This is a genomic window from Oceanisphaera litoralis, assembly GCF_016907015.1.
Classification (GTDB): domain Bacteria; phylum Pseudomonadota; class Gammaproteobacteria; order Enterobacterales; family Aeromonadaceae; genus Oceanimonas; species Oceanimonas litoralis.
On sequence record NZ_JAFBBE010000005.1, the window covers coordinates 80,753 to 93,712 of the forward strand.

Below are 12,960 nucleotides of genomic sequence, written 5' to 3' on the forward strand. Positions count from 1 at the left end.
TCCTTTTGGCAGTGGGGTCAAGTTGTTATGACCCCGGAGTTAACGAACCCACACGCCTAGTTCTAGACGAAGTTATGCTGGCTGTCAGCTTATTGGCCGGCGCGCGGGCGGATTTTGTCCGGTTGGGCATCGAGCGACTGGCCGCTGACATGCTGACTGTCGCTGCCCATCAGATACAGATACAGGGGGATGATGTCACGCGGGGTACGCAGGGTGGCCGGATCTTCGCCGGGATAGGCCCGGGCGCGCATGTCGGTACGGGTGGCGCCGGGATTGATGCAGTTTACCCGTACCCTGGTGTTGTCCAGCTCGTCGGCCAGCACTTCCATCATGCCCTCGGTGGCAAACTTGGACACCGCATAGCTGCCCCAGTAGGCCCGGCCCTGTTTGCCCACACCCGAGCTGGTGTAGACGATGGAGGCGCTGGGAGTCGCCTTCAGCAGCGGTAACAGCGCCTGGGTCATCAGGAACTGGGACTTGACGTTGATCTGCATCACCTTGTCCCATTCGTCTTCTCCGATCATCTCGAAGGGACCCAGCACACCCAGATGGCCGGCATTGAACAGCACGCCGTCCAGGCGGCCGAATTGCTGCTTCAGGGTCTCGGCCATGTCCAGATAATGCTGTTTGGTCGCCCCCTGCAGGTCCAGCGGGATAATCGCCGGCTCCGGGCTGCCCTGGGCCAGCAGTTCATCGTAGACCGCTTCCAGTTTTTTCACGGTCTTGCCCAGCAGAATGACGGTAGCGCCGTGAGCGCCATAGCTCAGCGCCGCTTCGCGGCCGATGCCGTCGCCGGCCCCGGTGACCAGAATCACCTTGTCGTTGAGTAAATCGGGGGATGCATGATAGTCGAGCATGTGCCTGTGTTCTCTCGGCAATAAATCAGGTAGGGCGATCAAACCAGACTCTGGGCCGGGATGCCAGTGCCGAGCGCAAAAAGTTGCAGGCAAAAAAGCCCGTTGGTGTTCGGTGCCATGGCTTTTACAATGGGGGTCGAATTAGGTCTCAAGGAAATCTCATGCTGGAATTTTTATACGAATATGTCCTGTTTATGGCCAAAAGCCTGACCTGGGTGCTGGCCATCGGCGTCGTGGTGGCACTGGTCGCCGGTGCCGCCATGCGACAAAAGCGGGGGGAGGATCGGCTGGAGGTCGAGGATCTCGGCGCCGGCTTGCGCCGGCAGCAGCAACGGCTGCAACTCGCCACGGCGGCGAACGACAGTGAACGCAAGGCGCTCAAGCAGCAGTTCAAGCAGCAGGCCAAGGACGAGAAAAAAGCGGCAGACACGGGCCCCCGGCTTTATGTGCTCGATTTCAAGGGCAGCATGGATGCCCATGAAGTGGCCGGCCTCAGTCGGGAAATCACCGGTCTGCTGCAACTGGCTCGTGAAGGGGATGAGGTGCTGCTGAATCTGGAGTCCGGTGGCGGCGTGGTGCACGGTTATGGCCTGGGGGCTGCCGAGCTGGCGCGGCTCAAGGCGAAGGGCCTGCACCTCACGGTGGCGGTCGACAAGGTGGCGGCCAGCGGCGGCTACATGATGGCCTGCGTGGCCGAGCGTATTATCGCGTCGCCCTTCGCCATCGTCGGCTCCATCGGCGTGGTGGCGCAGTTGCCCAACTTCAATAAATTCCTCAAGAACAAGGACATCGACATCGAGCTGCATACCGCGGGCCAGTACAAGCGCACCCTGACCCTGTTTGGCGAAAACGACGACGAGGGTCGCGCCAAGTTCCGGGAAGAGCTGGAGGTAATTCACCATAGATTCAAGGACTTTATTGCCGAGAACCGGCCGGCGCTTGCACTGGACAAGGTGGCGACCGGTGAACACTGGCTGGCGACCGATGCCCGGGAGCTGGGGCTGGTGGACGAGCTGATGACCAGCAGCGATTACCTGCTGGCGCAAAGTGCCGACAGGCGGGTGATCCGCCTGCATTACCAACCGAAGCAGACGATCAAGGACAAGCTGGGCAAGGCGGTGGAAGCGGGTGTCAGCCGGGGGCTGATGAAGCTGGTGGAAGCGGGACAAAGACCCTTCGGGTGAGATTATATCAAGGTCATCGTTGTCAGAGGAAACAGAGCCGACTCCCACGACTCGCTACGAGTACATCCATGTAAAGCTCGGACATGCCATCCATGGCATGTCACGGTCGTGGGAGCCGTTCACTGTTCCTCTTCTTGAACACCGAGTTGCCCGCAGACTGTGCCAACCGTCGGAGCGGGCCCTTTGTCCGGGATGGGTATGTTTAATGTGCTGGGTATAAAAAGGGCCGCGATTGCGGCCCTTTTTATGAGAGTGGGTCAGCGCTGGAAGGGATAGACGGAGCCCAGCTGCAGGATTTGGGTCAGCTCGTCCAGGGCGGCGCGAGACTCCAGCAGCAGGGCGGGGTCACGCAGCTCGTTCAGGCTCAGGCTGTCGCGGTAATGCCGGTCTACCCACCGGTTGAGCCGGTCGAATAGCGCCTCGTTCATCAGGCAGGCGGGGTTGGTGGCCGCCTGTTCCGCGTCTGTCATCGCCACTCGCAGTCGCAGACAGGCCGGACCACCGCCGTTGCGCATGCTCTGCTTCACGTCCATGAAGTGGATCTCTCGTATGGGGGTGTTCAGGGTCAGCAGCTTGTCCAGGTAGGCCTTGACGCTGGGCGTGTCGGCGCATTCCGAGGGCGCGATAATCGCCATGTGGCCGGGGCGCAGCGTCACTATCTGGGTGTTGAACAGGTAGCTTTTCACCGCGTCCCGTACCGGCACGTCGGCGGTGGGCACTTCGATGAAGTGCAGCTCGGTATCGGGCAGCTTGCGGCGAATCTCGTCCAGCGCCGCCTGGGTGTCGAGAAAGGCCTGCTGATGGTAAAACAGCACATTCTGGTTGCCGACCGCGATGACGTCGTTATGGAATACCCCTTGATCGATCACCTCCGGATTCTGGGCAATGAAAATGGCGGTATCGTCATTCAGACCGTGCAGACGGGCCACGGCACGGGAGGCTTCCAGAGTCTGGCGGGCCGGGTAACGGCGCGGCGCCGGCCGGCTTTGATCGAAGGCGCTGCGGCCATAAACGAACAGCTCGACTCCGGCCTGGCCGTAGTCGGCGCACAGGCGGGTGTGGTTGGCGGCGCCTTCGTCACCGAAATATTCGTTGGCGGGCAGGGCGGCGTGGTGGCTGAAATAACGCTCGTCGGCAAAGACCCGTCCCAGAATGCGGCCGGTCACTTCGTGCTCGATGGAGCGATGAAACTTGCTGGTCAGGTTGGCCGGGGTAAAGTGGATGCGGCCATCGAGGGTGTCGGCGCCGGGCGAGACAGTCGCAGCGTTGGCCGTCCACATGCTGGACGCGGAGCAACAGGCGGCCAGCAGTACCGGATCTTCGCGGAAGGCTTTTTCCAGCACCTGGGCGTCGCTGCCGGTAAAACCCAGCCGGCGCAGAGTATGAAGGTCGGGTCGCTCCTGGGGTGCCAGTACGCCCTGTACCAGGCCCAAATCGGTCAGCGCCTTCATTTTTTGCAGGCCCTGTCTGGCCGCCTGTTTGGGGCTGGATGCATGCTGCGCATTGCGTTGAGAGGCTACATTGCCGTAAGAAAGGCCTGCGTAATTATGGGTGGGGCCAACCAGACCGTCAAAGTTAGCTTCAAGCTGTACCATTATATTGTCCTTTTAAATGGTGAAAGTGACCAAGATAATTCCGTATTCCGCCATTATATGTGGAGTTTTGGATGGGATGTAACCGGAATTTAACAACAGATTGTGCTTTAATCATAACAATGCATAAAAAGCGGTCGAACAGGCAACTTAATCAAAAAAGCGGTTGATTCCTGCAGGTTTGAAGGTGTTAATAAGTAAATATAAATTCACTTAACTTTTTTCCGGCCCTAGCCTGGCAAGTTTGCTTTTTACGGCTTTTTCACTTATACAGCCGTCATTACCTTGCCGCCGGACCCCAGAGTGGGGGCCAGACCTTAAGGACCTATACGCGCTTTATGAGCAAATCCCTCGTTATCGTGGAATCGCCCGCCAAGGCAAAAACCATTAACAAATACCTGGGTAAAGACTTCATCGTCAAATCCAGTGTCGGCCATGTGCGTGATCTGCCCACCGCCGGCTCCTCTGCCGCCAGGAAAGCCGGGGGGAAAAAAGCCGATACCAAGCAGCTGAGCCCAGAAGAAAAAGCCCGACTCAAACAGCAGAAGGAGCAGAAGGCGCTGATCGCCCGCATGGGCGTCGACCCCAATCATGGCTGGAAGGCGAACTATCAGGTGCTGCCCGGCAAAGAGAAGGTGGTCACCGAATTACAGGCGCTGGCCGAAAAAGCCGACACCATTTATCTGGCAACGGATTTGGACCGCGAAGGGGAGGCGATTGCCTGGCACCTCAAGGAGCTTATCGGCGGTGACGATGAGCGCTTCAAGCGGGTGGTATTCAACGAAATCACCAAGACGGCCATTCAGGATGCCTTCAGTCGTCCGTCCGAGCTGAATCAGAACCGGGTGAATGCCCAGCAGGCACGCCGTTTTCTGGACAGGGTGGTGGGCTATATGGTCTCGCCCCTGCTGTGGAAAAAAGTGGCCCGCGGCCTGTCTGCCGGTCGGGTACAATCGGTAGCGGTACGTCTGCTGGTAGAAAAAGAGCGCGAGATCAAGGCGTTTGTACCGGAAGAATACTGGGACATACAGGCCGGTCTGAGCAACGCAGACAAGCTGGCGCTGTCGATGGCGGTGGCCAAATACCAGGGCAAGGAATTCCGCCCGGTCAACGAAGCCCAGACCATGGCGGCGGTGGAGGCGCTCAAGGCGAGCCGCTTCGAGGTCGTCTCGCGGGATGACAAGCCGACCCAGAGCAAGCCGCCGGCCCCCTTTATCACCTCGACCCTGCAACAGGCGGCCAGTACCCGACTCAGTTTCGGCGTCAAGCGCACCATGATGCTGGCCCAGCGCCTCTACGAGGCGGGTTACATCACCTACATGCGAACCGACTCGACCAACCTGAGTCAGGAAGCGGTGGCCGGGGTACGCACGTTTATTCAGGAGCAGTACGGCCCGGATTATCTGCCCGAAAACCCCAATGTGCATAGCGCCAAGGCCAATGCCCAGGAAGCACACGAAGCGATTCGGCCTTCCGACGTGGCCCTGACCGCCGACCAGCTCGATGGCATGGAAGCGGATGCGAAGCGGCTGTACGACCTCATCTGGCGCCAGTTTGTGGCCTGCCAGATGGTGCCGGCCCAGTATGACAGCACCACCATTACTGTGCGTGCCGGCGACTACGATCTCAAGGCCCGTGGCCGCATCCTGCGCTTTGCCGGCTGGACCAGGGTACAGGCAGCCGCTCAGGGCCGCAAAGGCGAAGACACCGTCTTGCCTGCGGTACAGGCGGGCGAGGTGCTCACGCTCGAACAACTCGATCCCAAACAGCACTTTACCAAGCCACCGGCGCGTTTCACCGAAGCGGCGCTGGTGCGCGAACTGGAAAAACGCGGCATCGGCCGGCCTTCCACCTATGCGTCCATCATTTCCACCATTCAGGACCGGGGCTACGTCAAGGTCGAAAGCCGCCGCTTCTATGCGGAAAAAATGGGCGAAATCGTGGCCGATCGGTTGCAGGAAAGCTTTGCCGAGCTGATGAACTACGACTTTACCGCCCAGATGGAAAGCAAGCTGGACGAAATTGCCGGCGGCAGCCTCAACTGGACTCAAGTACTGGACGCCTTCTACGCCGAGTTCAGCGAAGAGCTGGGTAAGGCGGAGTTGCCGGCGGAAGAAGGCGGCATGCGCGCCAATGAAATGGTGCTGACCGACATCGACTGCCCCACCTGCGGCCGCAAGATGGGCATTCGTACCGCCAGCACCGGGGTATTTCTCGGTTGCTCCGGCTATGCGCTACCGCCCAAGGAGCGCTGCAAGCAGACCATCAACCTGATCCCGGGGGATGAGTTCGTGCTGGCCAACGACGAAGAGGCGGAAACCGATGCGCTGCGTGCCAAGCACCGCTGTGGCAAGTGCGGCACCGCCATGGACGCCTATCTTATCGATGACAAGCGCAAACTGCATGTGTGTGGTCAGAACCCCGACTGTGACGGCTACGAGCTGGAGCAGGGGCAATTCAAGCTGAAAGGCTATGAAGGGCCGGTGATCGACTGTGATCGTTGCGGTGCCGAGATGCAGCTGAAAAATGGCCGCTTCGGCAAGTACATGGCCTGTACCAACGAGGAATGCAAGAATACCCGCAAGATCCTCAAGAACGGCGAGGTGGCGCCACCCAAGGAAGATCCGGTGCACCTGCCCGAGTTGCCCTGTACCCAGTCCGACGCCTACTTCGTGCTGCGCGACGGCGCGGCGGGTATCTTCATGGCGGCCAGCAACTTTCCCAAATCGAGAGAAACCCGGGCCCCGCTGGTGGAAGAACTGGTGCAGTTCAAGGATCGACTGCCGCCCAAGTTCCTGTATCTGGCCGAGGCGCCGACCCGGGATCCGGAAGGCAACAAGGCGGTGGTGCGCTTTAGTCGTAAAAACAAGGAACAATATGTGATGACCGAGGTCAATAAGAAAGCGACCGGCTGGACGGCACATTATGTTGACGGCAAATGGCAGCAAAGCCAGAAAGGCAAATCACCGGGCCAGAAGGGCAAATAACCGCCGAAACGGGCCGGCAGAGAAGGGCCGGTCCGGGATAGGTCGGATTATTGCAGATCTGGTTATTGCTGATAGGGTTATTACAGATCTGGTTATTGCCAGAGCACCAGCATCGCCGAGTGAACCACGATGAAACAGGGATGTTAATTCACCGCAGGCCAGCCTGCTAATGGAGACTGAATATGGATATTCATGACATCAGACCGGGGATGATCTGTCACACGTCGGACGGCTCCGGCTATGTGCTGGAAGTCGACATCAATAATCAGCTGGTCTTGTTACAGCGCGAAGACGAGACGATTCCCTTTCAGGTGCACGTCAGCGAACTGCAGGAAGAAAGAAACTGAGTTTATTTCAAGACCATTAACTCACTGATCCATCAACATCAGGATGGCGGCCAGATCGGGCCGCCATCGATATTGCGCCATCGCCACCCTGTCTCCGTTCAATAATATCCCCTCTGCCAGCAATCGTTGTCGTTGTTCGTGCCAGCCATCACTGCCCCTGGGCAGACTGATGTGGCCATTGGCCGCCACCACCCGGTGCCAGGGCAGCATAGAGGTATCCTGGGTACGCAGAATACGCCCGACCAGCCGCGCTCGCCCCGGCAGGCCGGCCAGATCCGCCAGTTGCCCGTAACTGACCACCTGCCCCGGCGGAACCAGGGCAAGCAAAGTCAGCACCTTGTGGCTGTGATCAGCTTTGTTACTGTCGCGGGGCACGGGTTCAGGAAAAGGTCCGCGTCAGATCGTTAAGCCCATGAGAGCGCTCCAACAGCTCTTTGCTGGCGCCTTCGACATGGGCAATTTTCTGCAGGTTGGCCGAAGACGTTTCGGAAATCTGATGGACATTGTGGCTGATTTCTTCGGCCACCTGTTGTTGCTGTTCGGCGGCGGAAGAAATTTGCACGGTAATGCCGACTATGTTGTCGATTTCACCCACTACCCGGGCCAGGTTTGCGCTGCCGGCTTCGGCTGCACTCACGCACTCCTGGCTGTGCTCCATATTGGTGTCCATCATGGAACGCCACCGGGCCAGGGTCTGCTGGATCTGGCTGATGCTGGTCTGAATCTGCTCGGTGGCCCCGTGAGTGCGAGTGGAGAGCGCACGAACCTCCTCCGCCACCACCGCAAAACCACGGCCATGCTCGCCGGCACGGGCAGCCTCGATGGCAGCATTGAGCGCCAGCAGATTGGTCTGATCGGCAATGCCCTGGATCTCACTCATCAGGGTGCCGATACGATCAGACTCCTGAGTCAGGGCCAGGGTCGCTTCGGCGGCCTGTTCTGCCTCTTGCGCCAGCTCGATGATCTTCAGCCTGGTTTGCTCCAGCTGATCCTGGGTCAGCTGGCACTGGTGTTGTGCTTCGCCCGCATTGGTGGCGGCCTGCTGGGTATTTTGGGTGATCTCGTTGGCGGTGGCCGACATTTCATTGATGGCGGCGGCGATCTGATGGGTATCGCTGTCCTGGCGGCTCAATTCGACCCTGGCACCGGTCATGGCCTGCATCATGGAACCGGCCAGATTTTTCAGTGAGTCGGTGGCGTCATCGACCCGGCCGAGTATGGTGCGGGTGCGGGCCTGCCACATCTTCAGATGGTAATCGGCGATGGAGTGGGGTTCATCGCCGGAATAGACCAGCCGGGACATACTGTCGTATTCGCGGCCCAGGCCCTGCAGATAATGTTGAGTGCCAAACAGCGACTTGCGATAGCCGAGCGCGAACCAGGTTACAGGCAGCAGGCTCCAGAGCAGTTGGCTGCCCCCTCCCTGAACAAAGGCGCCGGCCAGCAGCGCGGCCAGGCCGCTTGCCACGAGCCAGGCCTTGGTCTGCTTCGGCCAGTCATGAGCCCGGCGGTGGCTTTGCTCCTGCTTCAGAAGCTGACGATAGGCTTGAGCGGCTCGATCCCGGATGCGGTCGTCGAGCTGGGTGCGCACCGACTGGTAGCCGGTCACTTTACCCTGCTGGTAGATAGGCGTGACATAGGCGTCCACCCAGTAATAGCGGCCGTCCTTACAGCGGTTTTTGACCGCGCCACGCCAGGCCTGGCCAGCCTTGGCATGTTCCCACAAATCCTGGAAGGCGGCCTTGGGCATATCCGGGTGACGCACGATATTGTGGTGCTTGCCGATTAATTCTTCTGCTTGATAGCCGGCGACACGACAGAATGCCTCGTTGGCATAAGTAATAACGCCGCGCAGGTCGGTGGTGGAAACCAGTTGTTCCTGGTTGCTATAGGTGACTTCCTCGTCAATGAGATGCTGGTTTTTTGTGTTCATCGGTATCCGGGGTTTGTTATCGGGTTACGGTGACTCCGGCTCAGGCTATCGGCACCCGGGGTGCAAACTTGAATGGAGTCTTTCAGAACCCTCAATATACGAGGATTCGCGTTAAAATTCATGCCTTACCTGCATATTATGTAGGGTCTTTTTAATCGCCAATATGCAATTCAGTCTGCGGCCAGTGCCATGCCTTCTCGCCGGGGATCGGCGGCAGCGCTGAGATGGTTCTCGTGCAGCATGATGCCGTGCAGGCCGGAGTTGAGCTCGGTCAGGCGGGTGTCGTAGCCCAGTTCGGCCATGGCCGCTTGCAGCGCCAGGTTTCGCCCTGCCGGCTCCATTTCCAGGGTGCCGCCGCGATGCAGCACATGGGGTTGATGCAGCGCTTCCTGCAGGTTCATGCCCCAGTCGAGCACGTTGATCAGGCTGTGCAGCACATAGCCGATGATACTGCTGCCGCCGGGGGAGCCCATCACCAGCAGCGGCTTGCCCTGATACAGCACTATGGTGGGTGACATGGATGAACGCGGGCGCTTGCCCGGCTCCAGTCGGTTGGCGACCGGTAGGCCGTTCCGGCTGGGGCTGAAGGAAAAATCGGTTAGCTCGTTGTTGAGCAAAAAACCCTGCACCATCAGACGGGAGCCAAAGCCGTTTTCTATGGTAGAGGTCATGGACAGGGCATTGCCTTCGGCATCGACGATGCTGATGTGGGTGGTGGACGGGAACTCGGGGGAATGGTCGGGCGCCCGGCGGCCGAGAGAGGGGACCGGGGTGCCGGGGCTCACCTGTGGCAGGGCGACGGAGTCATCGGCGATAAGTTTTGCCCGACCGGCAAGATAGTCGGGGGCAAGCAGTTCTGTTACCGGTACCGGGACAAAATCGCTGTCGGCGGCATAAAGGTTGCGGTCGGCAAAGGCCAGGCGCGAGGCATCGGCGATCCAGCGCCAGCTGTCGGGAGAATTGGGTCCTGCCGTGGCCAGATCGACATGAGACAAGATGCCGAGAATCTGTCCCAGGGCGAGGGTGCCGGAGCTGGGCGGGCCCATGCCGCAAATCCGGTATTGACGATAGGGGGCGCAGAGCGGTGCCCGTTCCTTGACCCGGTAATCGGCCAGGTCGGTCAGGCTAAGATGACCGGCCGGACTGGCCTGACGTACCTTGTCGACCATGGCGGCGGCAAGCGCCCCCTGATAAAACGCCGAGGGACCTTCAATGCTGATCCGGCTTAGCGCGGCGGCCAGCAAGGGGTTGGTTTTGGTACTGCCGGCCGGCAAGGGTCGGCCCTGCTCATCGAAGAAATAGCGACGACTGTCGGGATCCCGTGCCAGATAAGCCTGATCTTTCTCGACCAGCCGGGCCAGACGCGGAGAGACGGTAAAACCGTTCAAGGCCAGGGTGATAGCGGGTTTGAACAGTTCGCGCCAGGGCAGGGTACCGTAGCGTTGATGCGCCTGCCACATCAGCATGACGGTGCCGGGCGTGCCCACCGAGCGACCACCGACCACGGCGTCGAAGAAGGCCAGGGGCTGGCCCCCTTCATCCATAAACAGATCCTCCGGTGCCGCCATGGGGGCGGTTTCCCGGCCGTCCAGCGTGGTCAGCCGGGCCTGCTGCTGTTGCCAGTACACCAGAAAGGCACCGCCGCCGATGCCCGAGGATTGAGGTTCCACCAGGGTCAGCACGGCCTGGGCCGCGATCATGGCATCGACCGCACTGCCGCCTTGCTGCAGCACCTGTCTGGCCGCCCGGCTGGCATAGGGGTTGGCCGTCACCACCATGGCCTTGTCGGCGGTGACCAGTGGCTTGGTGCGCCAGCCGGTGCCCGCCTCCGGAGCCGGTGTGTCGACCGGCGTGGGCATGGGCGTACTGGTGATGGTGTCGGCCCGGGCAGGTAACAGGGTGAGGGGGGCCAGCAATAGGAACGTCAGCAACATCAGGGGCATGGCGTGCACTCTACAGGACAGGGTGTCAGCAAGCTTAGCCAGTTCTGATTGAACCGCCAAGGCTTGAAGCCGTTAAAAAATGTTCAACACGCTGAAAATTAAAGCGAATAAACCAGATGACATAAAAATGGCTTGTATTGTCTGCCAGCCGCCCTATAATGCGCAGCCATCGGACGGCAGCAACTGCATCCCGGTGCACCAGTAAAAAAGCGGGAATAGCTCAGCTGGTAGAGCACAACCTTGCCAAGGTTGGGGTCGCGAGTTCGAATCTCGTTTCCCGCTCCAATTCTGCAAAGGCGCGTTAGCAAAGCGGTTATGCAGCGGATTGCAAATCCGTTCAGTCCGGTTCGACTCCGGAACGCGCCTCCATCTTCTTCGTTGTATCCTCGTTTCCTATTTCCTCTCGTTAAGCCATTCCGAATCTACCCTGATATACCAGTTACCTTGTTTGTCCTGAAAATTCTGTCTTCGGTCCCGATGTTCACTGTGTCGTCCACCGGTCAGCCAGCCGAGTTTTTGCTGTGGTTCAAAAGAGGCGTCCGGAGACTCGACTCCCCAGTGTCCACGCTCGCCCTGATCGGATAAAAACTGCTGGCAGGAGGGCGGATAATAGAGGCGGCCCTTCATGATCAGCCGGGTGCCTTGTGGCATCAGCTTTTGGCGGCCGAGGCGTTCACGGATCTGTGGATGTTGGCTGAGTCTGAGCTGATGCTGGAGCATATGCTCGACTTTGTGTCGTAATGTGTCGCGCGTATTTAAACCACAGGCCTGATCGTAGGCGTTATCCGGGTTGCTTATCAGGTAGAATTTGACGGCCAGTTCCCAATGTTCGATACGCTGTGACGCTTGATCCCAGACGATAAAGTCGAAGGCCCCCAGGGTGGTGCCGTCAATCACCTGTTGCCAGTTGTGGGCCAACAGTTGAAAGCGGGAATGGTCGAGCAGAAAAAAGTGCCAGAGTGCTTCGAAATACAGACCGAGGCGGCGATAAGGTCGGCAATGGGCGTGCAGCACCCCGGGAGCGGCATCCAGCTCGAACAGCCGTGGTTGGTACTCGGCGAGCAGTTGCCGGTACCAGCCATTATCGGGCGCCAGCGGTGAACTTTGCAGCAGATTGGGGCTGGCCAATGCCCAGGCCAGATCCCGCACCACAGGATCGGTCAGCTTCGTTAAGAAAAGGCGGAGTGAATCACTCATCTAAGGGGACCTTTTGTTTTGCAATTTGTTTTACAATGGGCCGAAGTCACGCCATGGAGTCAGCATGAACAATCTGGAACTCGAACGGCTGCTGAACAGGCAGCTCAACGTAGCAGCCATCAAGGATTATTGTCCGAATGGCCTGCAAGTGGAAGGCAAAACCGAGGTGAAGCACCTGGTGACCGGCGTCACTGCCAGCCAGGCGCTGATCGATCACGCCATCGAGGTGGGTGCAGACGCGCTGCTGGTACATCATGGTTACTTCTGGAAAGGGGAAGACGAGCGGGTGCGTGGCATCAAGCGCCTGCGACTCAAGGCCCTGCTCGGTCATGATATCAATCTTTATGCTTATCACCTGCCACTGGACATTGCCCCCGAGCTTGGCAATAACGCCCAACTGGCCGCCTTGCTGGGGATCCGGGTAGAGGGCCCACTTGAACCGGGTAATGCGCTTTCGGTGTCGATGAGCGGCGAACTGGACGAACCGCTCAGCGGACAACAGCTAAGTGAGCGGCTGCAACAACGGCTGGGCCGGCCGGTGTTGCATGTGGGTGACCAGGGGCCGGCGTTGATCCGTCGGGTAGGCTGGTGTACCGGCGGGGGCCAGGGTTATATCGACCTTGCCGCCGACCAAGGTATGGACGCCTTCATCAGTGGCGAGGTGTCGGAGCAAACCGTGCATGTGGCGCGAGAGCGGGGAATACACTTTTTTGCGGCGGGTCATCATGCCACCGAGCGCTATGGTATCAAGGCACTCGGTGACTGGCTGGCGCGCGAGCAGGGGCTGCAGGTCAGCTTTGTGGATATCGACAATCCGGCCTGATCCGGCCTGGTCAATGGCGAGTTTGAGACATAAAAAAAGACCAGGGTATATGAATACCCTGGTTTCGCAGCAGCCACACAGGCTTAAAACGGATGTC

The 12,960-nt window shown here is 59.3% G+C and carries 10 protein-coding genes and 2 tRNA genes; 6 read left to right on the forward strand and 6 right to left on the reverse strand.

Annotated elements, in window-relative coordinates:
• Positions 1-89: 89 nt before the first annotated feature.
• On the reverse strand, positions 90-857 hold the full coding sequence (locus tag HNR62_RS04335) for a YciK family oxidoreductase (RefSeq protein WP_204794857.1): 768 nt from the start codon (positions 855-857) through the stop codon (positions 90-92).
• Positions 858-1,021: 164 nt separating this feature from the next.
• Between HNR62_RS04335 and sohB the strand changes: the two genes are divergently transcribed.
• The gene (gene sohB / locus HNR62_RS04340; protein WP_204794939.1) at positions 1,022-2,041 is read left to right on the forward strand and encodes a protease SohB; all 1,020 of its coding nucleotides are present in this window, start codon (positions 1,022-1,024) and stop codon (positions 2,039-2,041) included.
• Positions 2,042-2,298: 257 nt separating this feature from the next.
• On the opposite strand, the gene astB is transcribed toward sohB, so the two are convergent.
• On the reverse strand, positions 2,299-3,636 hold the full coding sequence (gene astB, locus HNR62_RS04345) for an N-succinylarginine dihydrolase (protein ID WP_204794858.1): 1,338 nt from the start codon (positions 3,634-3,636) through the stop codon (positions 2,299-2,301).
• Positions 3,637-3,971: 335 nt separating this feature from the next.
• Between astB and topA the strand changes: the two genes are divergently transcribed.
• A complete protein-coding gene (topA, locus tag HNR62_RS04350) occupies positions 3,972-6,620 on the forward strand; it encodes a type I DNA topoisomerase (RefSeq protein WP_204794859.1) in 2,649 nt (882 codons plus the stop codon).
• Between the two features lie 182 nt (positions 6,621-6,802).
• The gene (locus HNR62_RS04355) at positions 6,803-6,967 is read left to right on the forward strand and encodes a hypothetical protein (RefSeq protein ID WP_204794860.1); all 165 of its coding nucleotides are present in this window, start codon (positions 6,803-6,805) and stop codon (positions 6,965-6,967) included.
• 21 nt (positions 6,968-6,988) lie between these two features.
• On the opposite strand, the gene HNR62_RS04360 is transcribed toward HNR62_RS04355, so the two are convergent.
• From HNR62_RS04360 to ggt, 3 genes are all read right to left on the reverse strand, one after another.
• Complete coding sequence (locus HNR62_RS04360) at positions 6,989-7,342, reverse strand: MGMT family protein (protein WP_204794861.1); 354 nt, start codon at positions 7,340-7,342, stop codon at positions 6,989-6,991.
• 4 nt (positions 7,343-7,346) lie between these two features.
• On the reverse strand, positions 7,347-8,900 hold the full coding sequence (locus tag HNR62_RS04365) for a methyl-accepting chemotaxis protein (protein ID WP_204794862.1): 1,554 nt from the start codon (positions 8,898-8,900) through the stop codon (positions 7,347-7,349).
• A gap of 170 nt (positions 8,901-9,070) precedes the next feature.
• Positions 9,071-10,843 (reverse strand): gamma-glutamyltransferase, encoded by a 1,773-nt coding sequence (ggt, locus tag HNR62_RS04370; protein WP_239552588.1) that lies wholly within the window; start codon positions 10,841-10,843, stop codon positions 9,071-9,073.
• Positions 10,844-11,052: 209 nt separating this feature from the next.
• On the opposite strand from ggt, the gene HNR62_RS04375 reads away from it, so the two are divergent.
• Both HNR62_RS04375 and HNR62_RS04380 read left to right on the forward strand, forming a co-directional pair.
• Positions 11,053-11,128 (forward strand) — tRNA-Gly (locus HNR62_RS04375).
• A 10-nt stretch (positions 11,129-11,138) separates the two neighbouring features.
• Positions 11,139-11,212: transfer RNA gene (locus HNR62_RS04380), tRNA-Cys, on the forward strand.
• A 24-nt stretch (positions 11,213-11,236) separates the two neighbouring features.
• On the opposite strand, the gene HNR62_RS04385 is transcribed toward HNR62_RS04380, so the two are convergent.
• A complete protein-coding gene (locus HNR62_RS04385) occupies positions 11,237-12,040 on the reverse strand; it encodes a DUF1853 family protein (RefSeq protein WP_204794863.1) in 804 nt (267 codons plus the stop codon).
• Between the two features lie 64 nt (positions 12,041-12,104).
• Between HNR62_RS04385 and HNR62_RS04390 the strand changes: the two genes are divergently transcribed.
• Positions 12,105-12,863, forward strand: a complete 759-nt coding sequence (locus HNR62_RS04390) for a Nif3-like dinuclear metal center hexameric protein (protein ID WP_204794864.1) — start codon at positions 12,105-12,107, stop codon at positions 12,861-12,863.
• Positions 12,864-12,960: the final 97 nt, after the last annotated feature.